Here is a 26,826-nt window from a genome sequence, read left to right as displayed (position 1 = left end):
TGGGCTTACTTGTTATGACTCGGCACCGAGCGCGCGCCGACTAGCGGATTGAAGCCGGCACGCTTCGGAGAAGGCTCGGTTTTCTTCGCTGCACGGGTTGACGAACGCGTGCCGTCGCCGCCCAATTGGCTCAACAGGTCTTCGTCGTCGGGCGCGTCTTCGGCTGGGTCCGTAGGTGGTGACGCGCCCGCGAGATGCTCGACCACCGAGATGAAGTCCTTGCGCGCCGTCTTCAGCGCGCGTCCCGGCATCATCACGATGACCACTGCTTCGTGCACGCCATGGCCGTCCACGGTGCGCAGCGTGCCGTCCTCGTTCCAGTCGATACCGCTCTCCGCGTAAGCCGCGACGAGATGATGCAGCACGGCGGGCGACATCACGCCGGCATCGTAAAGCCCGACGATCTGCCGCTCCGCAAGCGCGAACAGGCTGCCCGGCCCGCGCGCGGGTTTGGTCTTTGGCTTGCGCGCGGCCACTTACTGCGGCTTCCCGGCGGGCGCGACGCGCCACACGGCGTTGCCGACATCGTCGGCGACGAGGAGGCCGCCCGCATGATCCACCGCCACGCCGACGGGCCGTCCGCGCGCATGGCCATCCGACGAAAGAAAGCCGGTGAGGATGTCTTCCGGCGGTCCCGAGGGCTTGCCGTCCTGGAAGGGCACGAAGACGACCTTGTAGCCGCTGCGGGGCTTGCGGTTCCACGAGCCATGCTGGCCGATGAACGCGCCATTGCGATAGCGCTCGGGGAAGGCGCTGCCGTCGTAGAACGTCAGGCCGAGCGACGCGGTGTGCGCGCCGAGCGCGTAGTCGGGGAGGATCGCGGACTGCACGAGGTCCGCGCGCTGCGGCTTCACGCGGTCGTCGACATGCTGGCCGTAATAGCTGTAGGGCCAGCCATAGAACGCGCCGTCCTTCACCGAGGTGAGATAGTCGGGCACGAGTTCGTTGCCCAGTTCGTCGCGCTCGTTCACGACCGTCCACAGCGCGCCGCTTTGCGGCTGCCATGACATGCCGTTAGGGTTGCGCAAACCGGTGGCGAACGGCCGCGCCTGCTTCGTCGCGATGTCCACTTCCATGATCTGCGCCCGGCCGTTCTCGGCATCGATGCCGTTTTCCGCCGCGTTGCTGTTCGAGCCGACGGTCACATAGAGCTTCTTGCCGTCGCGGCTTGCAATGATGTTCTTGGTCCAGTGATGATTGATCTCGCCGGCGGGCAGATCCATGAACTTCTCGCCCGGCGTGGTGATCTGCGTCATGCCGGGCTCGTACTTGAAGCGCATGATCGCGTCGGTGTCCGCGACGTACAGTTCGTCGCCGATGAGCGCCATGCCGAACGGCGAATGCAGCTTGTCGATGAACACGGTCCGCGTGTCGGCGATGCCGTCGCCGTTGGTATCGCGCAGCAACACGATGCGGTCCGGGCTCGCGACGCCCGCGCCCGCGCGCTTCTGCACCTTCTTCATCACGAAGCCCTTGATGCCGGCGTTTTCGTCGTGTTGCGCGGGCGCATTGCTTTCCGCGACGAGCACGTCGCCATTGGGCAGCGTGGCGATCCAGCGCGGGTGATCGAGCTTGGTGGCGAACGGCGTCACCTGGAAACCCTGTGCGGCGTCCGGCTGCTCGCCGGCTTGCCACGGCTTCGCCGGAGCGATGTTCACGGTCGGCATCAAGCCCTTGTGCGGTGCGGGCAATTCGGGATCGGGACCGAAGCCGGCGGCGTAGCCTGCCGCGAAGGCGCTGCCGCAAGCGAGCATCGACAGGCTGGATGCAACGCGCACGAGTTGATTCGATGTTTTCTTCAAGCTTGACTCCTGTGGTGTGACGAGCGGAGGTTCCGCCGATCCGCTCAGCCGCCGCCGATGCCCTGTGTCACCTTGCCGGTGCCGCCGCAGGTAGCGCACTCCGAACCGTCGAGCTTGCCGGTGCCGTTGCAGTCCGGACACAGATCCTCGCCTGAGCCGGGCGCGCCGGCTTCGGCTTCATCGCCGGGATTGAGAGGAGGTTGCTGGGCCATCGCTGTCTCCTTGATCGACCGCGCGCAGGCTGGATCGCCCGCGCATGCATGTGCACAGCGAGCAAGCGACGTTCCTCGTCGTGTCAGGTATGCGCGATGCTGCAACCCGTGGGCGGCCTTCGAGTCGCACCGGTGTTTCAGTTCAAAGCGCAGGAGGGAACATGAGCGACAAGCAGAAGCAAATGGGCAATCAGCCGTCGGACCCGTCACAGCAACAGCACGGGCAGCCTGAGCCGCCGCCCGCACAACCGCAGCAGGACAATCAGAGTGGCCAGCGTCAGCAGAACCAGCCATTGCCTCAGCATCAGGGCGGGCAGCGTCAACCTTGAGCCATTCAAGGCGCGCGGTTTCGTGTCACGCGGAATCGCGCCTCAAGGCTTTCGCCCGAACGCCTCGCGCAGCCGCTTTTTCGCACGCTCCAGCGTGCTCTTGCGCGACTTCGGCAGATTGCGTCCCGCGCGGTTGATATAAAAGTTAAGCATCGACATGGCCGACTGGAACGGCGACCCCTTGCGGCGTGTGCTGTGCGTGGAGGAGCGCTTCAGCGAATCGGCGATTTCCTGTGCATTGCCGGTCTTGAAGATGTCGCGCTGGATATCCATCGCGTCGCTTGTCTCCATGACGTGATGCGACCAGCGGTGTGTCGAGCGCGCGGGCTTCTTGCGGGCGGTGGCAAGGGAATGACGCTGGCGCGTGCTCGGACGCTTGCTGCTGCTGGATTTGCGCTTCGGCGACTTGGTGGATTTCCCGGCTGTAGTGGCCATGTCTCGTTCCTCGATTCCTCAAGTCAGCCGTGCGCGATGCGTCGCGCCTGTTCCAGCGTGAGCGGTTCGCGCATCGCTTCGGCGAGCCGGCAAACGGCGGCATCGTACTCGCAGGCCACCACCGCGCCCACTTGCGAATCCTTCATCAGGAAGGCGATGAAGTGCTGGGCGTCGAGGTCGCCGTCGATCTCGACGCTGTCCGGTTCCGACACGTGTCCGAGATAGTCGAAGGTCTTGTCGTAGTGGAAGGTCCAGAAATACGGCACGCCCGCATAGTCGCGCGGTTGTCCCGCCATGTTGTACGCGGCGACGCGCGCATGCTGCTGCGCGACACGCCAGTGCTCGATACGCACGGACTGCCCCGAGCGCGGCAGCGGAAACTGCGCGATATCGCCTGCGGCATAGAGGTGGGGCGCGGCGAGCATCGTGGTATTGACGGTAAGGCTGCCGTCCTCGTTGCGCGCGACGCCTGTCAGGAACTGGGTCGCGGGCGCGACGCCGGTTCCCGCGATGACGATGTCGGCGGCAATTTTCTCGCCGGAGTCGAGCATCACTTCGCGCACCGCATTGCCGCCCACGAGCGAACTCACGCGCGCGTTCATGTGAAACGCCACGCCGTTCTTCTCATGCAGTTTCCGGAACATGTCGCCGATGCGCTCGCCGAACTGGTTCGCGAAGGGCACCTTGCCGGGCGCGACCACGGTGACGTCCACGCCGCGCTTCCTCAGGCATGAAGCCGCTTCCAGTCCGATGAAGCTCGCTCCCACGATGACTGCACGCTTGCGTCCTTCGAGCGAGGTCAGGATGGCGCGTGCATCGTCACGTGTGCGCAGCAAGTGCACATGTTCGAGATTCGCGCCGGGCATGGTCAGCGGCTTGGGCGTGCCGCCTGTGCAGATGAGCGCAGTGTCGTAGTCGAGCTTCTTGCCGTCGACGAAATCCGCGTGCCGCGCGCGGGCGTCCAGATGCATGACGTCCGACTCGATGCGGTCGATGTCATGTTTCTCGAAGAAATCCGCGTCGAGCAGGGGCGGCACGTCGTCCGGCGGCATGTCGCCGGCGAGCGTGAACTTGCTCAGCGACGTGCGATCGTACGGCTCGCGGGCGTCGCCGCCTGCCAGAACCACGCGGCCGTCGAAACCGGCTTCGCGAAGCGCGGCGCATGCCGCGGCGCCCGCCGCGCCCGCGCCCACGACCAGCATCGTCCGCGCATTCGTCTGCGCTTTTGATGCGAACTCTTCGCTATCGACGGCGGGCAGTGCAACATAAACGTCGCCGTCGTTGACGGTGGTCTCGTAGCGAGTCAGCGCCTTGAGCGCAGGCGGTTCGACGAGACTGCCGTCGCGTACCTCGAAGGTGCCCTTGTGCCATGGACAGACGATGCGCCCGTTGCAGATCGCGCCTTCATCGAGCGGCCCGCCCGCGTGCGGACATTCGGCCGTATAGGCGCGAATGTCGTCGCCGTCGCGCACGAGCAGAATGGGCGTTTCCTTCGCGTCCGGCTCATTGCCCTTGATGCACACGCGCTTGCCGCGTTCGGCGGAGACCTCTGCGGCACGCGCAACCTTATGCTGAATGGGGGACATCGCACTCTCCAGTAGCTTCGAACATCAAAGCACGTTTTGCGTCTGGAGAGCGCGAAGCAATTCGTGGACCGCGCGGCCTTGTCAAAGCGCTTCGGTCACCGCACGCAGGAACTGCCGTGTGCGCTCATGCTGAGGCGCTGAGAAGAACTGCTGCGGCGGCGCCTGTTCGATGATCTTGCCTTGCGAGAAAAAGCACACGCGATCGGCGAATTCCTTGGCGAAGCCCATCTGGTGCGTGACCATCAGCATGGTCAGGTTGTGCTCCTCGCCGAGGCGGCGGATGACGTTGAGCACTTCGCCGCACAGTTCGGGATCGAGCGCCGACGTCACTTCATCGAACAACATGACTTGCGGGCGCATGGCGAGCGCGCGTGCAATCGCGACGCGCTGTTGCTGACCGCCCGACAACTGCGACGGATAATGATTGTTCTTGTCCGCGAGTCCGACCAGCGAGAGCAGTTCGCGGGCACGTTCGGTGGCTTCCTTCTTCGAGAGGCCGAGCACGCTCATCGGCGCTTCGATGGTGTTCGCGAGCGCCGTCATGTGCGGGAACAGGTTGAAGCTCTGGAACACCATGCCGATCTTGCTGCGCACCTGCCGCACATGGCGCGGCGATGCAGCGACGAGCGCGCCGCCGCGCCGTTCATGCGTGAGCGGCTCGCCGTCCACTTCGATGACGCCGTCGGTGAGCGGATCGAGCGTCATCAGCACGCGCAGCAGCGTGGACTTGCCCGAGCCGCTCGGCCCGATGATCGCTACTTTCTCGTTGCGCGCGACATCGAGATCGAGACCGTCCAGCACGGTCAGCGCGCCATAGCGTTTGGTCACGTTGCGAAAGCGCACCATCGGGGCGTTCGCGCGGGCATCGGCGGCGGCGCCGAGCGCGGGATCGAGATCGCGTTTCATATGCTGCTCCTGAAGGTGGGTTGCGGTCATGGCAGCCTCACGCGCCGTTCCAGATGACGCACGCCCGAGGCGAACGTCACGCTGATGAGGAGGAAGAAGATCCCGGTCATCGTGATCGGTTCGAGATAGCGGAACGTTTCGGAGCCGAGGTTCTTGGCCTGCTGCATCAGTTCGACCACCGTGATGGCCGACAGCACCGGCGTGTCCTTGAACATGGCGACGAGATAGTTGCCGAGGGCGGGAATCACCGGGCGAATCGCCTGCGGCAGGATCACGCCGGTATAGGTGCGCCACGGCGAAAGCGACAGCGCACACGAGGCTTCCCATTGACCGCGCGCCACGCCGTTGAGACCCGCGCGATAGACCTCGGACACATAGCACGCGTAATGCACTGCGATGCCGATGGTGCCTGCCGTCAGCGCGGACATCGTGAGCCCGTAGAGCGGCGCGACGTAGAACAGCACGTACACCTGGATCAGCAGCGGCGTGCTGCGAATGAATTCGATGAACAGCGCCGTGGGCCGCGACACGGCGGCGATCTCGCTGCGCCGCAGGATCGCGAGCACGAGACCCAGCACGAGGGCGATGGCGAAGCCAACCAGCGTGATGCCGATGGTGTAGGTGGCCGCGCGCGCCAGTTCGGGCAGGATCTGCAGCGCGTACTTGACATCGAAGAGCTGTCCGAGCGCATTCATGATGCCGCTCCCGGAAGCGCACGCGCCGGCTTGCGAACGGCCACATGACTGCTGACGCGGCGCTCGAAGCCGCGCATCACGGCGACGATGATCTGTGCGAGCACAAAGTAGATGAGCAGCGTGAGGCCGAAGATCTCGGCTGTCTTGAAGGTTGCTTCGTCGAGCTGGCGCGCGCGGAACGTCAGGTCCGAGAGCGTGATCAGCGAGACGAGCGAGGTGCCCTTGAGCAATTCGATCATCAGGTTGGTCGCGGGCGGCAGGGCATTGATCATCGCCTGCGGGAGGATGATGCGACGCAGCCGCGCCGTTGCCGGCATGTTCAGCGCGAGCGCCGCTTCATACTGGCCGCCGGGCACCGAGCGCAGCGCGCCGCGCAGGATCTCCGAGCCATACGCGCCGTAGTGCAGCCCCAGCCCGACGATGGCCACCGTGAACGGCGACAGCTTCAGGTCGAAGGGCGGCAGCGGCAACACGAAGAACAGCCAGAACAGCTGCACCAGCAGCGAGGTGCCGCGAAACACTTCCACATAGGCATTGCCGGCCCAGCGCACGAGGCGATAGGGCGCGGCGCGCAACGCAGTAGCGACGCTCGCCATGACGATGGCCAGGAGGATGCTGATCACGGCAATCTGCATCGTGACGAGCGTGCCCTTCCACAACAGGGGCAGGAGCTCATTGAGGTCACTCATGACGATGGTCCTCGCGAGTGGATGAAACGCTGTGAATTGCCGTAACGAGACGCGAAGCGCTTCAGCCCGCGCACAGCTCCGGTGCTTTCTTCGTCGTCAGGTTGGACTTGTCGAAACCGAACGGCCCCACGGTCTTCAGATGATCGTCCGTGCCGAGCCATTGATGCAGTTCCTTGTTGACCGCATCGCGCAGGTCCGTGTCTTCCGGACGGAACGCGAGCGCGCCATAGCCCGTGTGCTTCGGATCGTCGTTGAACTGGCTCACCGCTTCGACTTGCGGCCCGCCTTTCGATGCCAGGCCTTTCATGGTCAGCGACGTGCCCACGGCGGCATCGGCACGGCGTGCCCGCACCGCCTGCAATTGCGCGGTGGTGTCCGGAACCTGGAGGATCTGATCGTCCTTGATGCCGGCCTGACGCGCGTAGCCGAGTTCGGCGGTGCCGGCCATGATTGCAAGCTTCGTATCGGGTTGCTTCGCGACATCGGCATAGCTGTGCAGCTTCTTCAGGTTGTCCTTCATCGTCAGCAGCGTGTCGGGGATCTGGTATTGCGGATCGGCGAACGCGACCTGCTTGCAGCGCTCCGGCGTGATGTACATGCCTGCCGCGATGACGTCGAAGCGGCCGGCCTTGAGGCCCGGAATCAAGGCGCCCCATTCGGTCAGGACCGCATCGACCTTGTTCACGCCGAGCTTGGCGAAGACCTTCTTCGCGATCTCCGGCGACTCCCCGGTCACGGTGCCGTCAGCCGTCGTGTAGGCAAAGGGCGTTTCGTTGGCGTAGCCGATGCGCACCTCGCCGGTGCGCTGAATGCGCTGCAAGGTGGTTTCCGCGCTCGCGCTCGTGGCAAAGGAGGCCAGGCATGCCGCTGTGACACACGCCGCTGCCAGCAATCCAGACAGTCGCTTCGTCTTCATATCGTTCCCGTAGTGGTGGTTCTTCAAGCGTGGTCGGAGAAGGGCGTTCATGTGGAAGTTCGTGGAAACCCTTGCTGCAGAGGTCTCAAAGGCATTCGCCGCGCAGCCACGAACGCAGAATACAAAGCCATATATTTGTTCCGATTGCTCTAGGACAATTATTTTCGGGTGCGCTTTTGCGCCACTATTGCGCATGACGATGCTTGGCCAACCTGGATAAAAGGAACAGCGTGTGAACCAACGATGGCGCGACGCCGTGCGCACCGTGCAGGGCGTGCAGTCCAAGTACAAGCGGCTGGTGAAGGCGATGGCCGCGGACATCGAAAGCGGTGCGCTGGCATCGGGCGAACGTCTGCCGCCGCAGCGCGAGGTCGCCGCTGATCTTTCAATCAGCGTGCAGACCGTGACCAACGCCTACAAGGAACTGGAGCGCCAAGGCCTGATCCGCTGCGAAGTGGGGCGCGGCAGCTTCGTCGCGGCGCGCGTGACCGAGACCATGTCCAACTACATGCTCGACACCGCCGAACGCTCGGTCGTCGACTTCTCGATTGCGCGCATCGTGCATACGCCCGAGCACGATGCGATGTGGCGCAAGGTCTGCGCGACGCTCTCGACCATCGAGGACCAGCCGTGGATACGCGCGTTCCGGCCTATCGCGGGCTTCGAGAATCATCGCCAGGCGGGGGTGGAATGGCTTGCCTCGCTCAACATGCCGGCGCACGTGGATACCTTGCTGGTCACGAACGGCGTGGCGCACAGCATCTTTCTGGCGCTGGCGTCGATTGTCGGACCCGGCGACACGGTCCTGTGCGAGAGCCTCACAGATCACGGCGTGATCGGCTCGGCGAACGTGCTGGGATTCACGCTCAAGGGTCTGGAACTCGATGAACACGGCATCCGTCCGGAGCACTTCGAGGAGATGTGCGACAGCGAGCGCGTGAGCGCGCTGGTCTGCACGCCGACGCTCAACAACCCCACCGTCGCGATGATGCCGGACTCGCGCCGCCGCGCCATTGCGCGGATTGCCGAGCGCTATGGCGTGTATGTGATCGAGGACGATGTCTACGGCGCGCTGCCCGCAAAGACGCAGACGCCCATCGCGAGCCTGATTCCGGAGCTGGCGTTCTACTGCACGAGCATGACGAAGTCGGTGCTGAGCGGGCTGCGCACGGGCTTCATGACGGTGCCGCGGCGGCTTGCGTTGCGCGCCGAAAGCGTGTTGCGTGTGAGCTGCTGGATGGCGACTTCGCCGATTGCCGAAGTCACCGCGCGCTGGATCACGGACGGCACCGCGGCGCGGCTCGTGCAGATCCAGCGCGAACGTCTGGCGGCGCGGCAGGGCGTGGTGCGCGAAGTGCTCGGCGACTATGTGCTGGGCAGTCATCCGAATGCGCTGTCCGTGTGGTTGCGCGTGCCCGACGAATGGGAAGCGGAGCGCATTACGCGTGAACTGCGCAATCGCAATATCGCGGTGACTTCGCCCGATCCGTTCCTCGTGCGCGGCGCGGTGCGGCCCAATGCCGTGCGTCTGTGCGTGGGCGCGGAAGTCGGCGAGAGCACGTTCCGCACGGCCATCGAGACGATGCGCGAGGTGTTCGGCCAGTTCCCGCACGTGCATGACTTCAACTAAATGAACTAGGACAATCGAAAAGGATTTTTTAGGACATTAGACTGGTTTGCATCGAAGCTCGCCATGCAAGCCGGATTCACATGTCCTCACTCACGCTCGCCGATATCTACCGCGCCCGTCAGCGCATCGAAGGACGCGCGATCGCTACGCCGCTGGTTCATTCGATCAGCTTGTCGCGTATCGCGGGCGTGCCGGTTCATCTGAAGCTCGAAACGCTGCAACCCACCGGCAGCTTCAAGCTGCGCGGCGCGACCAACGCGCTGGCCCAGGTGGCCGAAGCAGGCGGCACGCGCGTGGTGACGGCATCGACGGGCAATCATGGGCGTGCCGTCGCGCATGCCGCACGCGAACTCGGCATGGAAGCCGCCGTCTGCATGTCATCGCTCGTGCCGAAGAACAAGGTCGAAGCGGTGGCCGCACTCGGTGCGCGCGTCGTGATCTCGGGCAAGAGCCAGGACGATGCGCAACGCGAAGCGCAACGTCTGGTGCGCGAGGAAGGCTATGTGTTCGTGCCGCCTTTCGATGACTCGCGAGTGATTGCCGGCCAAGCCACCATCGGCCTTGAAATTCTCGAAACCTTGCCCGACGCGGCGAGCATCGTCGTGCCGCTGTCAGGCGGCGGGCTGTTCAGCGGCGTGGCCTTCGCGGCAAAGAACATTCGACCTGAAACGAAGCTGATCGGCGTCTCGATGGAACGCGGCGCGGCCATGCATGCGAGCCTCGCGGCGGGCGAACCGGTCTTCGTCGATGAACTCGAAACGCTCGCCGATTCGCTCGGCGGCGGCATCGGCCTCGATAACCGGCATACCTTCGCGATGACGCGCGCATTGATCGATGACGTCGTGCTGCTCGATGAAATGTCGATTGCGCGCGGCATCGTCCATGCATATCGCGAAGAACGGCTCGTCGTGGAGGGCGCGGCGGCGGTCGGCATCGCGGCGTTGCTCGACGGCGTCGTGCCGGTGCGGGGCGGGCCGATTGTCATCGTCGTGAGCGGCAGCAACATCGATATCGAAACGCATCGCCGTCTGATTGGAGCCGCCTGAATCATGTCTGCCATTGATCGATCCACCGTGCTGCTCGGGCAGGCGCAATTGCGAAAGCTCGTGCCGCTCGATCTCGACGCCATCGGGCAGGTCGAAGCCGCGTTCCGTTCGCTTGCGACGGAAGCCGTTGCGATGCCGCCCATCCTGCGCCTCGACATTCCCGAACACGCCGGCGAAGTCGATGTGAAGACTGCTTATCTGCCGCGCTTTTCGAGCTTTGCGATCAAGGTGAGTCCGGGCTTCTTCAACAATCCGTCGCTCGGGCTGGCGAGTCTCAACGGCCTGATGCTGGTGTTGTCGGCGCAGACGGGTCTTACCGAGGCGGTGCTGCTCGACAACGGTTATCTCACTGCCGTGCGCACTGCGGCGGCCGGGGCGGTGGCCGCGCGCTGGCTTGCGCGCCGCGATGCGAAGCGCGTGGCGATCATCGGCGCGGGCGAGCAGGCGCGTCTGCAATTACAGGCCTTGCGGATGGTGCGTGAGATCGAACACGTCACCGTGTGGGCACGCGATACGGAGAGCGCCAGGCGTTTCGCACGCGATTGCGCGGACCTGACGTGCGAGGTCGCGGCCAGCGTGCATGACGCGCTGAAGCACGCGGATATCGCTGTCACCACGACGCCGTCGCGCGAGCCACTGATCCATGCGTGCGATCTTCATCCGGGCCTGCATATCACCGCGATGGGCTCGGACGCCGAGCACAAGAACGAACTCGCGCCGGACGTATTCAGGCACGCGCGCTATGTGTGCGACCGCTTGCAGCAGGTGCGCATGCTGGGCGAACTGCAACACGCGATCCAGGCGGGCGTGATCGGCGCCGATGCAAGCTTCGCGGAACTGGGGCAGGTGATCGCGCAACAGGCGCCCGGCCGCACGAACGACGACGAAGTGACCGTGTGCGACCTGACCGGCACGGGCGCGCAGGACACGGCGATTGCGACGCTTGCGCTGCAGCGTGCGCGTGCATCGCAGGCAGGGACCATTTTCCACAACGATGTGACCGCTTGACAGAGGGGACGATGTCCGAGATCACGCAAGAGAAACAAGGCATGGCGCCCGTGGTACGCCTGCCGTTCGAGCGCAGCGAGTATGACGCGCGCATCGCGAAGACGCGGCGCGCCATGGAGCAGGCGGGCATCGATCTGCTGATCGTGACCGATCCGACCAACATGGGCTGGCTCACCGGCTATGACGGCTGGTCGTTCTACGTGCATCAGTGCGTGCTGCTGGCGATGGACGGCGAACCCGTGTGGTATGGGCGCGGCCAGGATGCGAACGGCGCGAAACGCACGGTGTTCATGGCGCATGACAATATCGTCGGCTACCCGGATCACTACGTGCAGTCGACCGTGCGCCATCCGATGGACTACCTGTGCGCCGAAGTCATCGCCGCGCGCGGCTGGGATGGCAAGCGCATCGGCGTGGAGATGGACAACTACTACTTCAGCGCGAAGGCCTATGCGTCGCTGACGCAGCACTTGCCGAAGGCGCGCTTCGTCGATGCCACCGCGCTCGTCAACTGGCAGCGCGCGGTGAAGTCGGCGCGCGAGATCGAATACATGCGGGTGGCGGCGCGCATCGTCGAGAAGATGCATGCGCGCATTCTCGATGCGGTCGAGCCCGGCATGAAGAAGAGCGATCTCGTCGCGCAGATCTATGAAGCGGGCATCACGGGGGTCGAAGGGTATGGCGGCGACTATCCGGCTATCGTGCCGCTGCTGCCCACGGGATCGGACGCAGCGGCGCCGCATCTGACGTGGGACGACTCGGTCTTCACCGCGAACGCCGGCACCTTCTTCGAGATCGCCGGCTGCTTCAGGCGCTATCACTGCCCGCTGTCGCGCACGGTATATCTGGGCCGTCCGCCGCAGCATTTCATCGAAGGCGAGAAGGCGGTGGTCGAAGGGATCGAAGCGGGCCTTGCGATGGCGAAGCCGGGCAACCGCACGGAGGACATTGCGAACGCGTTCTTCGCGGTGTTGAAGCGCTTCGGCATCGAGAAGGACAGCCGCTGCGGCTATCCGATCGGCGCGAGCTATCCGCCCGACTGGGGCGAGCGCACCATGAGCCTGCGTCCCGGGGACAAGACCGTCCTCGAACCCGGCATGACGTTTCACTTCATGCCGGGGCTGTGGCTCGACGACTGGGGCCTCGAAATCACGGAGAGCATCCTGATTACGGACACCGGCGTCGAGACCTTCTGCAATACGCCTCGCAAACTGTTCGTGAAGGAGTAGCGAATGCGCGCGTCACCGATCAGCCCGACCGTCGATTTCGACGCCGACGGCGTTCAGCACGGCTTCCTCAAGCTGCCGTATTCGCGCGACGATTCCGCATGGGGCGCGGTGATGATTCCCATCACCGTGATTCGTCGCGGCGACGGACCCACGGCGCTGCTCACGGGCGGCAATCACGGCGATGAATACGAAGGGCCGATCGCGCTGGCGAAACTGGCTTCGACGCTGCGCGCAGAGGACGTGAACGGCCGCGTGATCATCGTGCCGTTCATGAACTACCCGGCGTTCCGCGCAGGCACGCGCACCTCGCCGGTCGATGCAGGCAACCTGAACCGCAGCTTTCCCGGCAAGCCCGACGGCACGGTGACGGAGAAGATCGCGGACTACTTCCAGCGTCATCTGCTGCCGCTCGCTGATTTCGTGCTCGACATTCATGCGGGCGGCCGCACGCTCGACTTCCTGCCGTTCGCGGCCATTCACGTGCTGAACGACGCAACCCAGCAGTCGCGTTGCGAAGCCGCGATGCGTGCGTTTTGCGCGCCGTATTCGATGCGCATGCTCGAACTCGACAGCATCGGTCTCTATGACAGCGCCGCCGAGGATGCGGGCAAGGTGTTCGTGTCCACCGAACTGGGCGGCGGCGGGACCTCCACGGCGCAGAGCGTGGCGATCGCCGAGCGTGGCGTGCATGGCTTTCTTGCGTATGCGGGCATCGTGGAGAAAGCGCCGGCACAGGCGGGCGAGGTGCGTACCACGACGCTGCTCGACATGCCCGATGGCTCCTGCTATACGACGAGCGAGCACAGCGGCCTGCTCGAAATGTGCCGTGATCTCGGCGAACCGGTGAAGGCGGGCGACGTGCTCGCGCGCGTGCATGACATCGCGCGGACCGGCGCGGCGCCGTTCGAATACCGGGCGAAGCGCGACGGCCTGCTCGCGGCGCGTCATTTCCCGGGCCTCGTGCAGACCGGCGACACCGTGGCGGTGCTCGCGGATGTGATCGAGCGCAACCTTCCTGCGGGTGTGTGACTTGATCAAGCTCGACCGCTACGACCTCGCCATCCTGCGCATTCTTGCGCGGGATGGGCGCATTACCAAGTCGCGTCTGGCGGAAGAGGTCAACCTGTCGATATCTCCCGCATGGGAACGCGTGAAGAAGCTCGAAGAGAGCGGGCTCGTGCGCGGCTATCGCGCGGACATCGACTGGGCGGCGGCGTTCAAGGGCAGCCGGATTGTCGTTGAAGTGACGCTGTCGCGGCACACGGCGCAGGACATGCGGCGCTTCGAAGAGCGCGTCAATGCGGCGCCGGAGATCGTGCAGTGCTATGCGACCGGGGGCGGTGTGGACTATGTGCTGCATGTCGTGTCGCGCGACATCGATCACTATCAGCGCTTCATTGATTCGCTGCTGGTCGAGGAGCTCGGGATTGAACGGTACTTCACGTATATCGTCACCAAGGTCGTCAAGAACAGCGCGGAAGGTCCGCCGGAATGGGCCGACGATGCGCTTTGAATCGAATACACGCGGCACGCGAAAAACCTCATGCAGCGGTTCCCGTGAACAGAAAAAACACCACGCGCGCCGCGCCATAACGAAAAATTCACGACGCGCATGAAGCTTAAAGTGAATGCATCGGATCACTTCAACCAATGCACGCTTTGAGCAAGGAGACAATCATGCTGCTCGGTCATCCCGTTCTCTTCAAATCGCTTTGCTATATCGACGGCCGCTGGGTTCACAGCGACAGCGCCGCGTCGATCGCGGTGAACAATCCCGCGGATCAAAAGGTCATCGGCCATGTGCCGATGCTCGACCGGGCGCAGATCACCGGCGCAGTCGATGCCGCCGATCGCGCGTTTCAGTCGTGGCGCTGGATGCCGCAACAGAAGCGTAGCGCGCTGTTGCTGCGCTGGCATGAACTCATTGTGCGTCATCTGCCGGATCTCGCCGGCATTCTTTCGCTGGAACAGGGCAAGCCGCTCGCGGAAGCGAAGGGCGAGATCGCCTATGCCGCGAGTTTCATCGAATGGTTCGCCAACGAAGCGAAGCGGCTTGCAGGCCGCACGATTCCAACGCATATCGACGGCGCGCATCTCGGCACGGTCATGGAGCCGGTCGGCGTTGCCGCGCTCATCACGCCGTGGAATTTCCCGGCCGCGATGATCACGCGCAAGGCCGCCGCCGCGCTCGCGGCAGGTTGCACGGTCGTGGTCAAGCCCGCGCACGAGACGCCTTTCTCGGCCATCGCACTGGCGCAACTCGCGGAAGAAGCGGGCTTTCCGCCGGGCGTGTTCAACGTCGTGCTCGGCGAGCCGCAGATGGGCATGGAAGCGCTCGTCGGCGACAAGCGCGTGCGGACCGTCAGCTTCACCGGCTCGACGCGCGTCGGTGCGCTGGTGGCGCAGACGGCGGCTGCATCGGGCATCAAGAAGCTCGCGCTCGAACTGGGCGGCAACGCGCCGTTCATCGTGACGGAAGACGCCGACCTGGATCAGGCGGTGCGGGTCGCAGTGGGTGCGAAGTTCCAGACCTCCGGACAGGATTGCTGCGCGGCGAACCGCATGCTCGTGGCGCGGCCGCTTTACGAGGCATTCGTCGAACGTTACTCGGCGGCGGTGCGGGCGCTCAGAGTGGGCAGCGCATTCGAAGCGGACGTGGATGTCGGCCCGTTGATGCATCAGGCCGCGTTCGACGCCACGGTGGCACGCGTGGAAGACGCGAAAGCGCGAGGCGCACGCGTGACGGCGGGCGGTCGGCCGCATGCGCTCGGTGGCTGGTTCTACGAACCGACCGTGGTCGCGGATGCCCAACCGGGCATGCGCATCTATGACGAAGAGAACTTCGCGCCGATCTCCGCAATTTCCCCGTTCGATACGCTCGATGAAGCCGTCTCACGCGCCAACGATACCGAGTACGGCCTCGCCGCCTACGTCTGCGCGACGCGCATCGACACCATCTTCCAGCTCGTGCGACGGCTCGACTTCGCGATGGTCTCGGTCAACGGCGTGAAGTTCACCGGCGCGCCGATTCCCTTCGGCGGCATGAAGTCATCGGGACTCGGCCGGGAAGGCGGGGCGGAAGGCTTCGAGCCTTTCGTCGAAACGAAATACTTTTGCCTCGGCAATCTCGGCCTGCCGCTTACGACCGCGGCCTGAAGCATTACCCGGATAACTTCGAATCAAGGAGAAGCACATGACCCAGCATAATCAATCGCTCGACCAGCTGTTCGCGGAAGACCGCGCTCACTTCATGCACCCATCCACGCATGCGCACGATCACGCGAGCGGCGCGCTGCCCGGCAAGATCGTCACCGGCGCGAAGGGCATTCGCATCCAGGATCATCAGGGAAAAAGCTATATCGATGCGTTCGCAGGTCTCTATTGCGTGAACATCGGCTATGGTCGCACCGAGGTGGCCGAGGCCATCTATGAGCAGGCGAAGAAGCTCGCGTATTACCACACCTATGTCGGTCATTCGACCGATGCGATCATCGAACTGTCGTCGCGCATCATCGACTGGTCGCCCGAGGGCATGAAGAAGGTGTATTACGGCATGTCCGGATCGGATGCCAACGAAACGCAGATCAAGATCGTCTGGTATTACAACAATGTGCTCGGGCGTCCGAACAAGAAGAAGATCATCTCGCGCGAGCGCGGTTATCACGGCTCCGGCATCGTGACCGGGAGCCTGACGGGTCTCGCGAGCTTTCATCAGCACTTCGACCTGCCCATCGAGCGGGTCAAGCACACGGTCTGTCCGCACTGGTATCGCAAGGCGCCGGCCGGCATGAGCGAAGCGCAGTTCACGGGGTACTGTGTCGAGGAACTCGAAAAGCTGATTGCGAAGGTGGGCGCGGACACCATCGCCGCCTTCATCGCCGAACCGGTGATGGGCACGGGCGGCATCATCGCGCCGCCGCAAGGCTACTGGGAGGCCATTCAGGACGTGCTGCGCAAGCACGACATCCTGTTGATCTCCGACGAAGTCGTGTGCGGTTTTGGCCGCCTGGGCTCGAAGATGGGCGCGCAGCACTTCGGCATCAAGCCGGACCTGATCACGGTCGCGAAGGGGCTGACGAGCGCGTATGCGCCGTTGTCGGGCGTGATCGTCGGCGAGAAGGTGTGGGATGTGATCGAGAAGGGCTCGCGCGAATTCGGCCCGATGGGTCATGGCTGGACCTATTCGGGACATCCGATCTGCGCCGCCGCCGCGATTGCCAATCTGGACATCCTGCAGCGCGAAAACCTCACGCAGAATGCCGCCGATGTCGGCGCATATCTTCAGCAGCAATTGCATGCGGCGTTCGATGCGCATCCGCTGGTCGGGGAAGTGCGCGGCGCGGGCATGCTGGCGGCACTGGAGTTCATGGCCGACAAGGAAGAGCGCAAGCCCTTCGATGCGAGCTTGAAGGTAGGGCCGAAAGTGTCGGCTGCGGCGCTCGAGCGTGGCGTGATTGCGCGGGCGATGCCGCATGGCGACATCCTCGGCTTTGCGCCGCCGCTTGTGACGACGCGCGACGAGGTGGACGAGATCGTCGGCATCGTGAAACAGGCGGTGGATGCTGTTTCGAACGAGGTGATTGGTTCGGCGTTGTCTACGCAGGCGATCTGAGATCTGAGGCTTGCTTTGGTGGTACAAGTTTGTATGGGAACGCGGGTTGCTCGCTTCGTCCTCCATCAGACTTTGAAAGGAGAATGAAGATGAGCGAGAACGAAGAGAAGCGGCATCAGCAGCCGACTTCCGCACCGCATCCGAACGCGGCGGAAATTGAGCCGGAAAACAGGCGTCTGGATCAGCATCCGCATCAGACGGCGGAAGTGCCTTATGGATCCGGCAATCAACCGGAGATCGCGGGTCATGGCGGGCTGGATCCGGAACCCGCCGCGAAGCCTGAGTCCGCTGAGCGGCATACTGAATCCATACCGCGTAAATAAGCCCGTCGTCTTGACGGCATCAAAGCAAAACGGCCACTTGCGTGGCCGTTTTGTCATTCAAGCTCCGACTTAACGCGTGGCAATGTACATCGTAATTTCAAAGCCGAAGCGCATATCGGTGAAACTCGGCGTTTCCCACTTCATAGAGCCTCCTTGTGCAACTGGTCTGGCCTGGCGGTTGCCGGGGCCATTGCGCGGTTCCACTCTTGCCAGGCGCCGTGCATGCCGCGCACCCCAGGTCGACGCACTTTTGATGCTAACGCGACTTTGAGGCTGAAACGATTGGAATTTGCGCAGGCATCCATTTAAATTTTTTATAGAGGGCGAGGCGGATTTCCAGCGTCGTCAGGGATTCTGTCTGTTTTGTCAGGATTCTTTTCGAGCGCTTCGCCGGGCTTCGGGATTACCCTATCTACATCTTGCTTGTCGATATTGCTTAGATTATTGCCGCCTGGTGTGCGCGGCGCTTCATGCGGACGATTTTCTGCCATTACGGTTTCCTCTATGCAGTCCGTGAAGATCACTCGACGCGCGTAGCTTCGCGCAACACTGCGTCCTCGCTGTCGAAGTTGCGGTCGTTCATCCGGTTGAGCACGGCCATGACTTCACCGTCGGCGCCATTGCTTGTCGCAAGCGCCAGTAGCTTCTCCTTGCCCAGCGGATAGGCTGCGCCTTTCAGGGCACGCGCGATTTCGTCGGGGCGCGGTTCATCGGGATGCCGATGATTTTGCGCATGCGCCGGATGTTGTGCCATGGTTCACCTCCAGGTTCATCTGCCGAAACCTCCTTGTCGCAGCAACGGTCGTTCCCGTCTCGCAGGAGCGCTTGATGCTTGTCGAAACAGGGAATCAACCTTGATGAAGGAATCGACAACATGACCATCACAGCAGAGCGCCTCTCGGACACCGAGGTCAAGGTGGAAAACACCATCTACTTGTTCGACGCAAAGATCAAGGCCGACGCTTTCCAGCAGTGCCTCGTGAACGATTCAGTCGATACGTGCGCAACGAATCATGCGCCCGCGAAGACACGCGCGGCGCATGAAGCGAGCGGCGAACCACAGGGTGAGCCGGGCAGCATCATTTCGCCGTCGCTGGGCGGGATGCCTTAAAGCGTGGCGCTGACCGTCGTCGAGCGGGGCGCCAGCGACGCGCGCGTGAGCGCCTGAAGGGGCATGGGTTTGTCGAAGAAGTAGCCCTGGGCCTGCGCAGCGCCCATGTCGCGCAACACGGCGAGTGTCGCCGCGTCTTCCACGCCTTCGGCGACAAGGGTGAGATCGAGCGATTCCGCCATGCGCACGATGGCGCGAACAATCGCGCGGCTACGCGGACTCTCGGTCAGTTCAAGAATGAACGACTTGTCGATCTTGAGGCCGGTGAACTGATACTGGTGGACATAGCTCAGCGACGAGAAACCCGCGCCGAAGTCATCCAGCACCACGGACATGCCATTGTCCGCGAGCCGCTGCATGGTGCGTCGTGCGAGATCCGGCTCGGCAACGAGCGCACCTTCCGTCAGTTCGAGACATACGCGCGAGGGCGACACGCGATACCGCCGCAGCAGCGCAAGGACGTCGTCGGCGAATTCCGGACGCGTCATGCTGTAGCTAGAACAGTTCACATGCACCGGCGGCCAGTGCGCGAAGCTTGCGTGGGACAGAATGGCCGCGACGCGTTCGAGCATGTAGAGATCGAGCCGTCCGATGAGCCGCAGGCCTTCCACCGATGGCAGGAACTCCCCCGGCGCTACAATGCGGCCGTCCGGCTGTTGCCAGCGGATCAGTGCTTCCAGCGCGACCACCTCGCCGCTCTTCACATCGACGATAGGCTGGAAATAGGGCAGCAATTCGTCATCGCGCTTGATCGCGTTGCGCAGTGCGCCTTCACGCTCCACCTGATCCGATACCTGCCGGCGCAATTCCTGATTGAACACCACAAAGCTGTCGCGGCCCGCGTTCTTGACGCGGTACATCGCGGTATCGGCGTCGCGCAGAAGGTCGGTGGGCTCGGTGTGAAACTCGCCGTCCGCACTCACGATGCCGATGCTGCACGACGAAAACACCACATGCTCATCGATGTGAAACGGCAGGTCGAACGCGGCGAGAATGCGCTTGGCGATCGCGACGGCCTCGCGCACCGGTGCATCCGGCGAAAGCACGGCGAACTCGTCGCCGCCCAGCCGCGCGAGCAGATCGCCGGGGCGCAGGCAATCGCGCAGACGGGCCGCCGCCTGCACCAGCAGCATGTCGCCGAAGTGATGGCCCAGGCTGTCGTTCACGACCTTGAAGCGGTCCAGGTCGATGAACATCACCGAGAGGTCATTGGCGTGGCTCTGGTACTCCGTCCATGCAAAACGCAGCTTGTGCATCAGATGGCTGCGGTTCGGCAGGCCCGTCAATGAATCGTGCGAGTTCTCATAAAGCAGGCGCGCGTTGACGTCATCGAGTTCGCGCGTGCGTGCCTGCACGCGTGCTTCCAGTTCGAGGTTGGCGGCGTGCAGCGCCTCGGCATCGCGACGGCGCGAGAGCGCGGTATCGATGTGGCGCGAGACAAAGGTGAGCAGTTCCTGATCGCGCAGCGAATAACGCACGAGCGGCGAGTAGCTTTGCACGGCCAGCACGCCGCGCACGACGTCGCCGTCGAAGAGGGGAATGCCGAGCCATGAACGCAGCCGCACTTCGCTGTGCTCGATCTCGAACGCGCCATCTTCGATGAGCCGCAACGCCTCCTGATGATCGATCAAACGCGCACGCCGCTCGCGGATCACGTATTCGGTCAAGCCACGCTGTCTGCGTCGCGGAGCAGGGCGCTCCTGCACGATCTCATCGACGTAATACGGAAACGACACTTCCTCCGTATCGGTTTCGAACAGGGCGATATAGAAGTTGCGGGCATAGAGCAGTTCGCCGACGATGCCGTGCAGACTGCGGAAGAACTCCATCGTGTCGCCGGGCCGGCTCGACAGCTCCGCGATCTGATAGAGCGCTGCCTGCAAGTGCTCGGAGCGCTCGCGCTCGGCGATGCCATGACGCAACGCGGCGTTGAGCTTGGAGAGTTCGGAGGTGCGTCGCGCGACCTGCTCTTCCAGATCGGCGCGATGCAGGATCCGGTCGAGCGCCATGGCGACGTGCCGTGCGACCACGAGGAACAGCGCGCGGTCTTCGGCGGTATAGATGCGCGAGACGTCGTAGACCTGCATCGCCAGCATGCCGAAGACTTCATCGGATGCATTCTTGAGCGGCGCGCCCATCCAGAACTCGGGACGGTCGCCGATGCAGTAGAAGCGGCCTTCGCGTTCCGCCGTGCAGATATCGTCGTTGGTGATGAACAAGGGCTGGGCGCTGGTCAGCACCTGGCCGGTCATCGACAGGCGCGCCGGATTCAGGATGTCGTAGTTCTCGGCGGCGACCACATCGGTGTCGATTACGTCGACGTAGTACGGATAGGTGATCTTGCCGGTCTTGCGGTCGTAGAGCGCGAGATAGAAGTTCTCGGCGTCGATCAGGGTGGCGAGCCGTTCATGCACGCCGCGCAGGAAGTCGGCGCGTTCGGGTACCGAGCTTGCCAGATTGGCGATGTCATAGAGCACGCGCTGAGTAAGCTGGGCGCGGGCGAGCACATCGGCCTGGACTCGTTCGCCGAGCGTGCGGGCGAGTTCGGCGAGACGCGGGTCATCACGTTGTCCAGCCGGGGCGAGCAGCCAGCCGAGCACGCTTTCGCCTCGTCCGGTGGGCCATGCGTGCCAGCCGTGTGTCGCGCACCATTCGGCGAGACAGTCCTCGGCGATGCTGTGCGGCCAGAGTTGGCCATTGGGTAATGAGGCGTCTCCGCGCCGCTCGAGATGCAGTTGCTCACCCGCGCGATACCACGCCCATTGCTGCGGGCAGCCCGACGCAGCGAAATGACGCAGCAGGTATTCGATCGACGGCGCGGCGCTTGCCAAATTGTTTTGTTCCATTGCCGTTGCGGTGGCTGCGGCGAAGGCGCTCGCGCAACCTTCCTGCACGTCGTACGCGGGTAACACGGTCATCGGCGCTCCAGGCCCTGTTGCCGCCCGCGACGGGCGGTTCTCGTTCAGTGACATGTGCCTGCGCGCCGCGCTCAGGGCGCGCGTATCAAGCAAACGTACTTTTAGTGCTAACGGCATCGAGCATACAGGCTTGAGTAGGCGGAGCAAAAAAGCCGCGGGACAGGAATCCGTTACGGATGCGCGCCGGGCGTGTGCCCGGCGCCGGTAAATCTGTCCCGATACGTTTGCGGCGGTACCCCAAGTGCACGCAAAAAACCGCGTCTCATGGTCTCTTCCGAGCCGAAGCCGCAGCGGGCGGCGACGCGCTTGACGGACAGGCGCGTATCACCCAGCAAGCGGCGCGCTGCTTCGAGCCGCATGCGTTCGATGGCGCGCGCCGGCGTCATGCCGGTATGCGCACGGTAGTGGCGGACGAAGCTGCGCTCGCTCATGCCCATGCGGTCCGCGAGCACGCTCACGCTCAGGTCGGACGCGAGATGTTCGGCGATCCAGGCGTGCAGTTCGCCGAAGCGCTCGCCGGCATGCTGGAGTGACAGTGCGGTGCTGAATTGCGCCTGTCCGCCGGGCCGCTTGAGAAACACCACCAGATGCCGGGCCACGTCGAGCGCGGGCGCCCGTCCAAGATCATCTTCGACGAGCGCAAGCGCCAGGTCGATGCCGGCCGTGATGCCCGCCGAGGTCCAGATGTCGCCGTCACGGATGAAGATCGGATCGGCTTCTACACGCACTGCAGGAAAGCGCGCGGCGAGTTCCGCGCAGCGGGTCCAGTGCGTGACGGCGCGGCGCGCGTCGAGCAGGCCTGCTGCGGCCAGCAGAAACGCGCCGGTACACACGGAAGCCGTGCGGCGCGCATGCACGGAGCGGCTTCGCACCCACTCGACCAGCTGCGGGTCACGCGCCGCCTCATGCACGCCCCAGCCGCCCGCGACGATCAGCGTGTCGCAGACTTGATCCGCTGCCGGAAGCGGGCAGGCGACCAGTCCAAGCCCCGCTGATGCGCTCACGGTGCCCTCCCGGGCGACCACGCGTGGCAGATAGGGTGGCGGCAAACCGGCTGCCCGGGCCAGATCGTTCGCGGTGGCGAAAACCTGGAGCGGCCCGGCGACATCCAGCAACTGGACGTCGGGGAACGCGAGGATGTCGACGGGGCGAGGCGTGGTTTGATGCATTTTGAATTCGATGTACCAAGGGGCCGAGCGTCAGTCTGGCGTGAAAAGTGGGGAATGTGTCATTTCCGCCAGTGTGAGGAAGCATACCATCGACTCATTCGATGCTCGATGGCTTGATCCCAAGGAGATGATGATGACGCTCAACATTGGCCTGCTGCTGTTTCCCCGCGTGCAGCAACTCGACATGACCGGCCCGTACGATGTGTTCGCGCAACTCGCGGACGCGCGGGTTCATCTCGTCGCGAAGACGCGCGAGCCCGTCAAGTCGAGCGCGGGGATGATCCTGACGCCCGACACCACCTTCGACGACTGCCCTTCGCTCGATGTAATCTGCATTCCGGGCGGGGCCGGCGTCGGCGACCTGATGGAGGACGACGCGACGCTCGCTTTCGTCCAGAGCCAGGCGGCGAACGCGCGCTATGTGACCTCGGTCTGCACGGGCTCGCTCGTGCTCGGTGCGGCGGGGTTGTTGCGCGGCAAACGAGCGACGACGCACTGGGCGTATCACGCGTTGCTAGCGGAGTTGGGGGCGGTTCCAGTGCAGGCGCGCGTGGTGCGCGACGGCAACCTGTTCACGGGCGGCGGTGTCACGGCAGGTATCGATTTCGCGTTGACGCTCGTTGCCGAACTGGTTGGAGAGAGCGAGGCGCAGGCCATTCAATTGCAACTGGAATACGCGCCGGCCCCGCCGTTCGACGCCGGCGATCCGGCGCTCGCGCCCGCTTCAGTGCTGGAGCGCGTGCAAGAGCGCTCTGCGCCGTCGCTGGCGGCCCGGAGCGCGATCGTGGCGCGGGTGGCTGAACGGCTCGGGTTGGATGCGTGATGCAGAATGCCAAATGGAGTTATGCGTGCGTAATGCAAAACGCAAAATTCCGGGTGGGGTTGGGGATGTGTAGTGTCAAGGGGGTGGTGTTGTGCGTGCGTATTGCCTCACGCGCTGCGCCCAGCGCAAGAAAGGCATTCGGCATTTGCAATTCAAAACGCAAAATGCCAGTTTGCGTTATGCATGCGTAATGCAAAACGCCGGGTGCACACCGAGGGGCGGGCATGCGGTGATCATCCACGGTGTCTAAGTCAACTGCCCCTCACTCTCCGCTTTCGTGCTCAAAGCGCTTCTGCAGAAAGTACCGTGGCTGCCCTGCATGAAAATCGGCGATCTCGCCAAACGATTCGTAGCCACAGCGTGCGTATAGCGCGCGCGCCGCGGGATTGATCGTGTCGAGCCAGGCGGCCCGGCAGCCTCGCTTCTGCGCCTCGTTTTCCGCGGTTTCGAGCGCGCGCCTCCCGCAGCCCAGGCCGCGCGCGTCATCGCGAATCCATAGCCATTTCACAAAGAGCCAGTCCCACGCGGTGTAGCCCGCGAGACCGCCGATGAAATCGTCGCCGCGATACACCGACACCGCGAGATCGCGATATCGGCTCGGCCCAAGCTGCGTGCGATTGAATGCCGCAAGTCCGCCGGAGACGTCCGTTTCAAACGTGGCGTCGATCCAGTCGGTCACGGCGAGCGTGATCTTTGCCGAATCATCCGGTTGCATGAGCGGCTCGCGCGGGAACGCGTTCAGGCGGCCGGCGCTACCGACGCGCCCTCGATGCCGTGCCGCTTCAGTGCCGCGGCAACGAACCCCGAACGCTTGATGTCCTCCACGAAGCCGCGCAGATAGGCCGCGGCTTCCTCGCCGTGGCGCTTCGGCAAGCCCATCGCCTGCTGAATGACCATGAAGCGGCCGTCCAGCAGACGCACGCCCGGGTGGCGCGCTGCATCGGCTTGCAGTTGCTGCTTGACGCCCGCCGCGACTTCGAGAACATCGCGCAGGAACTCTTCGACCACAGTCTGCGACAACGCCGTGCGCACCAGCTGCGCATGCTTGATTTCACGCGTGAGGAACAGGTCGTAGGCGCTGGCCTTGCCGACCAGGATCCGGTTGCCTTCGCGGTCCACCTGTTCGTTGCGCGTGATCGGCGAGTCCTCGCGCACCAGATAGCAGCCTTCGATCAATACGTAGGCCGCCGTGAACGCAATGCCCGCGCCGCGCAGCGGATCGATAGCGAAGAAGCCGATGTCGGCGGCTTCGTTCGTGACGGCCTCGACCGACTCCGCCGCCCGGTCGAACGACGTGAACGAAGCAGGCACGCCGAGGCGCGATGCGAGTTCGCGCGCGATGTCGACGGACACGCCGCCCGGCTCGCTGCCTTCCGTGCGATGCGCGAGGATCGGATTGCCGAGATTGATCGACGCACGCAGTGTGCCAGTCGGGGCGAGGGCGTTCAGCAGCGAAGAGGACAAGGTCATGGTGGCGTCAGCTGAAGGAAGTGAACGAAGAGAGGACTCGAACGATACGGTCGATTGCATGCAGAATACGCGAACCACGATCGCACTGGCAAAACGCAAAACGCAAAACGCAAAACGCAAAACGCAAAACGCAAGGAAAAAGGAACCGCCATGCAGCACGAACGCATCGCCCCGCGCGAATGGATTCAGCGTCTTCAACTCGCACCCCATCCCGAAGGCGGCTATTTCCGCGAGACCTATCGCGCGCCTGGCAACGTGACGCGCGAACGCGAGACGCACCCGCGTTCAGCATCCACCGCCATCTACTTCCTGCTTTGCGATGGCGCGCATTCCGCATGGCATCGCATTCGTTCCGATGAAGTCTGGCATTTCTACGCAGGCGATCCCGTCGACGTCCACGTGCTCGATGCACACGGGGCGCTGAACACGCATCGTCTCGGCAATGCGGTTACGCATCCGGATGCGACGTTCCAGGCCGTGGTCACAGCCGGCGACTGGTTCGCAGCCGAATGCCGCGATACGGACGGTGCGGCGCTCGTCGGCTGCACCGTCGCACCGGGTTTCGAGTTCAGCGAGTTCGAACTGGCCGAGGCCGGCGCGCTCGAAGCCCGCTACCCGCATCACCGCGAACTGATCGCACGCCTCGGACCGAAGTCGTGAGCGTGCTTGACGCTGCGGCGCCTGCGGTTATCATCGCGCGCATCTCGACTAGGTGAACGAGGACGGGCATGAGCGGAGTGCGCCGCGGGATTCAATCGATTGAAGTAGGCGGCGCGCTGCTGCGTGCGCTGGTGGATCATGGCGGGCCCATGTTGCTGGGCGATCTCGCGAAAAAGGCGGGCATGTCTTCGGCGAAGGCACATCCTTACCTCGTGTCCTACGGCAATCTCGGCCTGATCCAGCAGGATCCCGCCACCGGCCGGTACGAACTGGGACCGTTCGCGTTGCAGATGGGACTGATCAGCCTGCAGCGCGTCGATCCGGTGCGCGTCGCGATCGCCGAAGTGGCGAACCTCCGGCCGCCCGTTGAACATACGGTCGCACTCGCCACCGCTGGCAGCTATGGACCGACAATCGTCCATATTCAGCAGGCCAGCGTGCCCATTCATGTGACCATGCGCACCGGCACCGTGATGTCGCTGTTGCAGACCGCAACCGGCCGCGTGTTCGCCGCTTGGCTGCCGCCCTCGACAGTGGAGGCGCTGGTGGCCATCGAGCGTGCCGGAGGCTTGCAAATCGGCGCACAGCGGCGCGACTACACGCACGGGCAAATCGACGCGATGCTCACTGAAGTACGCCACCGCGGCATCGCGCGGGCCCTCGATGAACCCGTCGCCGGCATCAGCGCGATGAGCGCGCCGGTGTTCGATCATGCCCGTCATATCGTGCTCGCGATCACGGCAATCGGGCCGAGTGGCTCGTTCGACGGCGCATGGGACGGCAACATCGCACACGCGCTGCGCGACTGCGCGCAACGCGTGTCGAAGATGCTGGGCTACGTCGCCGCCTGAAGGCTACAGAACGCAACCAAGGCAACACGCCTCAGACCGGACGCCAGTGTCCCGGCACCCACTGCCAGTGGTTGCCTTCCCAGCGGTAATGCCCCTTCACCCATCGGTATCCCTGCGCCGGCGGTGGCGGCATGACTTCGGCCACCGGCGCGGGCTCAGGCGGCCGCGCCGGTTCGACCACGCAGCCCGAGACCAGCACCCCCGACGCGATTGCACCGGCCAGCAACATCGAAGCCTTCGTTTTCATTTCTTGTCTCCCTTGGTTCATGCATCGGAACCGGCCAGGCTGTGGCCGGTGTTCCTGTTGAACGTTCGAAAAGGACGAACCCGTCGCGCGAGGATGTAAATGAATGTAAGCGCAGATTGAACACAGCCCGTGTGCGCCTCGTCCGGTCGTGCGGGAAAC

The 26,826-nt window shown here is 63.9% G+C and carries 30 protein-coding genes; 14 read left to right on the top strand and 16 right to left on the bottom strand.

The features are described 5' to 3' along the window. Positions 1 to 5: 5 nt before the first annotated feature. The 3 genes from QCE69_RS32260 to QCE69_RS32250 form a co-directional block, all read right to left on the bottom strand. Positions 6 to 476 (bottom strand): hypothetical protein, encoded by a 471-nt coding sequence (locus tag QCE69_RS32260; protein ID WP_309934977.1) that lies wholly within the window; start codon positions 474 to 476, stop codon positions 6 to 8. Beyond that, the gene (locus QCE69_RS32255) at positions 477 to 1,754 is read right to left on the bottom strand and encodes a sorbosone dehydrogenase family protein (RefSeq protein WP_309821201.1); all 1,278 of its coding nucleotides are present in this window, start codon (positions 1,752 to 1,754) and stop codon (positions 477 to 479) included. It abuts the gene before it with no gap. A gap of 92 nt (positions 1,755 to 1,846) precedes the next feature. Then, complete coding sequence (locus QCE69_RS32250) at positions 1,847 to 2,014, bottom strand: hypothetical protein (protein WP_309820549.1); 168 nt, start codon at positions 2,012 to 2,014, stop codon at positions 1,847 to 1,849. 161 nt (positions 2,015 to 2,175) lie between these two features. Between QCE69_RS32250 and QCE69_RS32245 the strand changes: the two genes are divergently transcribed. After that, positions 2,176 to 2,343 (top strand): hypothetical protein, encoded by a 168-nt coding sequence (locus QCE69_RS32245; protein ID WP_309926628.1) that lies wholly within the window; start codon positions 2,176 to 2,178, stop codon positions 2,341 to 2,343. 42 nt (positions 2,344 to 2,385) lie between these two features. Here QCE69_RS32245 and QCE69_RS32240 read toward each other — a convergent pair whose 3' ends face one another. The 6 genes from QCE69_RS32240 to ehuB form a co-directional block, all read right to left on the bottom strand. Then, entirely contained in the window at positions 2,386 to 2,778 is a 393-nt protein-coding gene (locus QCE69_RS32240; protein WP_309926626.1) for a DUF3175 domain-containing protein, read from the bottom strand. Between the two features lie 23 nt (positions 2,779 to 2,801). Continuing rightward, complete coding sequence (locus QCE69_RS32235; RefSeq protein ID WP_309934975.1) at positions 2,802 to 4,364, bottom strand: FAD-dependent oxidoreductase; 1,563 nt, start codon at positions 4,362 to 4,364, stop codon at positions 2,802 to 2,804. A gap of 81 nt (positions 4,365 to 4,445) precedes the next feature. After that, positions 4,446 to 5,270 carry an ectoine/hydroxyectoine ABC transporter ATP-binding protein EhuA gene (gene ehuA / locus QCE69_RS32230; protein WP_309934973.1) on the bottom strand — a complete coding sequence of 275 codons (825 nt, stop codon included), beginning with the start codon at positions 5,268 to 5,270 and terminating at the stop codon, positions 4,446 to 4,448. Positions 5,271 to 5,296: 26 nt separating this feature from the next. Then, complete coding sequence (gene ehuD / locus QCE69_RS32225; protein WP_309934972.1) at positions 5,297 to 5,965, bottom strand: ectoine/hydroxyectoine ABC transporter permease subunit EhuD; 669 nt, start codon at positions 5,963 to 5,965, stop codon at positions 5,297 to 5,299. Continuing rightward, entirely contained in the window at positions 5,962 to 6,654 is a 693-nt protein-coding gene (gene ehuC / locus QCE69_RS32220) for an ectoine/hydroxyectoine ABC transporter permease subunit EhuC (RefSeq protein WP_309934970.1), read from the bottom strand. The genes ehuD and ehuC overlap by 4 nt, the downstream gene beginning before the upstream one ends. Before the next feature lie 61 nt (positions 6,655 to 6,715). Beyond that, positions 6,716 to 7,570 carry an ectoine/hydroxyectoine ABC transporter substrate-binding protein EhuB gene (gene ehuB, locus QCE69_RS32215; protein ID WP_309934968.1) on the bottom strand — a complete coding sequence of 285 codons (855 nt, stop codon included), beginning with the start codon at positions 7,568 to 7,570 and terminating at the stop codon, positions 6,716 to 6,718. A gap of 232 nt (positions 7,571 to 7,802) precedes the next feature. Here ehuB and QCE69_RS32210 point away from each other — a divergent pair, with 232 nt between their 5' ends. The 9 genes from QCE69_RS32210 to QCE69_RS32170 all read left to right on the top strand — a co-directional run bounded on the left by QCE69_RS32210 (position 7,803) and on the right by QCE69_RS32170 (position 17,418). Further along, the gene (locus QCE69_RS32210) at positions 7,803 to 9,200 is read left to right on the top strand and encodes a PLP-dependent aminotransferase family protein (RefSeq protein WP_309926620.1); all 1,398 of its coding nucleotides are present in this window, start codon (positions 7,803 to 7,805) and stop codon (positions 9,198 to 9,200) included. Between the two features lie 80 nt (positions 9,201 to 9,280). Next, a complete protein-coding gene (gene eutB / locus QCE69_RS32205; RefSeq protein ID WP_309934967.1) occupies positions 9,281 to 10,246 on the top strand; it encodes a hydroxyectoine utilization dehydratase EutB in 966 nt (321 codons plus the stop codon). A 12-nt stretch (positions 10,247 to 10,258) separates the two neighbouring features. Next, on the top strand, positions 10,259 to 11,254 hold the full coding sequence (locus QCE69_RS32200; RefSeq protein ID WP_409021263.1) for a cyclodeaminase: 996 nt from the start codon (positions 10,259 to 10,261) through the stop codon (positions 11,252 to 11,254). Positions 11,255 to 11,265: 11 nt separating this feature from the next. Continuing rightward, positions 11,266 to 12,483 carry an ectoine hydrolase DoeA gene (gene doeA, locus QCE69_RS32195; RefSeq protein ID WP_309934962.1) on the top strand — a complete coding sequence of 406 codons (1,218 nt, stop codon included), beginning with the start codon at positions 11,266 to 11,268 and terminating at the stop codon, positions 12,481 to 12,483. Positions 12,484 to 12,486: 3 nt separating this feature from the next. After that, entirely contained in the window at positions 12,487 to 13,512 is a 1,026-nt protein-coding gene (gene doeB / locus QCE69_RS32190; protein ID WP_309926614.1) for a N(2)-acetyl-L-2,4-diaminobutanoate deacetylase DoeB, read from the top strand. A 4-nt stretch (positions 13,513 to 13,516) separates the two neighbouring features. Then, the gene (locus QCE69_RS32185; RefSeq protein ID WP_309935432.1) at positions 13,517 to 13,996 is read left to right on the top strand and encodes an Lrp/AsnC family transcriptional regulator; all 480 of its coding nucleotides are present in this window, start codon (positions 13,517 to 13,519) and stop codon (positions 13,994 to 13,996) included. Between the two features lie 164 nt (positions 13,997 to 14,160). Next, positions 14,161 to 15,639: an NAD-dependent succinate-semialdehyde dehydrogenase gene (locus QCE69_RS32180; protein ID WP_309926613.1), complete on the top strand. Its 1,479-nt coding sequence runs from the start codon at positions 14,161 to 14,163 to the stop codon at positions 15,637 to 15,639. Between the two features lie 37 nt (positions 15,640 to 15,676). Further along, positions 15,677 to 17,095 carry an aspartate aminotransferase family protein gene (locus tag QCE69_RS32175; RefSeq protein ID WP_309934961.1) on the top strand — a complete coding sequence of 473 codons (1,419 nt, stop codon included), beginning with the start codon at positions 15,677 to 15,679 and terminating at the stop codon, positions 17,093 to 17,095. Positions 17,096 to 17,178: 83 nt separating this feature from the next. Beyond that, positions 17,179 to 17,418 (top strand): hypothetical protein, encoded by a 240-nt coding sequence (locus QCE69_RS32170; protein WP_309934960.1) that lies wholly within the window; start codon positions 17,179 to 17,181, stop codon positions 17,416 to 17,418. 69 nt (positions 17,419 to 17,487) lie between these two features. Here the strand turns inward: QCE69_RS32170 and pqqA are convergent, their stop codons facing one another. Together pqqA and QCE69_RS32160 are read right to left on the bottom strand one after the other, a co-directional pair. Then, the gene (pqqA, locus tag QCE69_RS32165; RefSeq protein WP_008353049.1) at positions 17,488 to 17,562 is read right to left on the bottom strand and encodes a pyrroloquinoline quinone precursor peptide PqqA; all 75 of its coding nucleotides are present in this window, start codon (positions 17,560 to 17,562) and stop codon (positions 17,488 to 17,490) included. A 376-nt stretch (positions 17,563 to 17,938) separates the two neighbouring features. Beyond that, the gene (locus QCE69_RS32160; protein WP_309926606.1) at positions 17,939 to 18,172 is read right to left on the bottom strand and encodes a DUF2795 domain-containing protein; all 234 of its coding nucleotides are present in this window, start codon (positions 18,170 to 18,172) and stop codon (positions 17,939 to 17,941) included. A gap of 120 nt (positions 18,173 to 18,292) precedes the next feature. On the opposite strand from QCE69_RS32160, the gene QCE69_RS32155 reads away from it, so the two are divergent. Beyond that, a complete protein-coding gene (locus QCE69_RS32155) occupies positions 18,293 to 18,529 on the top strand; it encodes a hypothetical protein (protein ID WP_309934958.1) in 237 nt (78 codons plus the stop codon). On the opposite strand, the gene QCE69_RS32150 is transcribed toward QCE69_RS32155, so the two are convergent. Together QCE69_RS32150 and QCE69_RS32145 are read right to left on the bottom strand one after the other, a co-directional pair. Next, positions 18,526 to 21,447 carry an EAL domain-containing protein gene (locus QCE69_RS32150; protein ID WP_309934957.1) on the bottom strand — a complete coding sequence of 974 codons (2,922 nt, stop codon included), beginning with the start codon at positions 21,445 to 21,447 and terminating at the stop codon, positions 18,526 to 18,528. The two genes, QCE69_RS32155 and QCE69_RS32150, sit on opposite strands and share 4 nt — an antisense overlap. A gap of 170 nt (positions 21,448 to 21,617) precedes the next feature. Further along, positions 21,618 to 22,616, bottom strand: a complete 999-nt coding sequence (locus QCE69_RS32145; RefSeq protein WP_309934956.1) for a helix-turn-helix domain-containing protein — start codon at positions 22,614 to 22,616, stop codon at positions 21,618 to 21,620. Positions 22,617 to 22,749: 133 nt separating this feature from the next. On the opposite strand from QCE69_RS32145, the gene QCE69_RS32140 reads away from it, so the two are divergent. After that, complete coding sequence (locus QCE69_RS32140; RefSeq protein WP_309934953.1) at positions 22,750 to 23,439, top strand: DJ-1/PfpI family protein; 690 nt, start codon at positions 22,750 to 22,752, stop codon at positions 23,437 to 23,439. Positions 23,440 to 23,701: 262 nt separating this feature from the next. Here the strand turns inward: QCE69_RS32140 and QCE69_RS32135 are convergent, their stop codons facing one another. Next, positions 23,702 to 24,154: a GNAT family N-acetyltransferase gene (locus QCE69_RS32135; protein WP_309934952.1), complete on the bottom strand. Its 453-nt coding sequence runs from the start codon at positions 24,152 to 24,154 to the stop codon at positions 23,702 to 23,704. 23 nt (positions 24,155 to 24,177) lie between these two features. Beyond that, a complete protein-coding gene (locus tag QCE69_RS32130) occupies positions 24,178 to 24,909 on the bottom strand; it encodes an ABC transporter substrate-binding protein (protein ID WP_309934949.1) in 732 nt (243 codons plus the stop codon). A 150-nt stretch (positions 24,910 to 25,059) separates the two neighbouring features. Between QCE69_RS32130 and QCE69_RS32125 the strand changes: the two genes are divergently transcribed. Together QCE69_RS32125 and QCE69_RS32120 are read left to right on the top strand one after the other, a co-directional pair. Continuing rightward, positions 25,060 to 25,569 (top strand): cupin domain-containing protein, encoded by a 510-nt coding sequence (locus tag QCE69_RS32125; RefSeq protein ID WP_309934947.1) that lies wholly within the window; start codon positions 25,060 to 25,062, stop codon positions 25,567 to 25,569. A 68-nt stretch (positions 25,570 to 25,637) separates the two neighbouring features. After that, positions 25,638 to 26,420, top strand: coding sequence for an IclR family transcriptional regulator (locus tag QCE69_RS32120; RefSeq protein ID WP_309926591.1), 783 nt, complete (start codon positions 25,638 to 25,640; stop codon positions 26,418 to 26,420). A 31-nt stretch (positions 26,421 to 26,451) separates the two neighbouring features. Here the strand turns inward: QCE69_RS32120 and QCE69_RS32115 are convergent, their stop codons facing one another. Continuing rightward, the gene (locus QCE69_RS32115) at positions 26,452 to 26,667 is read right to left on the bottom strand and encodes a YXWGXW repeat-containing protein (protein ID WP_309934945.1); all 216 of its coding nucleotides are present in this window, start codon (positions 26,665 to 26,667) and stop codon (positions 26,452 to 26,454) included. Between the last annotated feature and the right edge of the window lie 159 nt (positions 26,668 to 26,826).

It is taken from the genome of Caballeronia sp. LZ032 (assembly GCF_031451315.1).
Taxonomy (GTDB): Bacteria; Pseudomonadota; Gammaproteobacteria; order Burkholderiales; family Burkholderiaceae; genus Caballeronia.
Note: the sequence above shows the minus strand (reverse complement) of the source record. Positions and strands in the feature narration are given on the sequence as shown.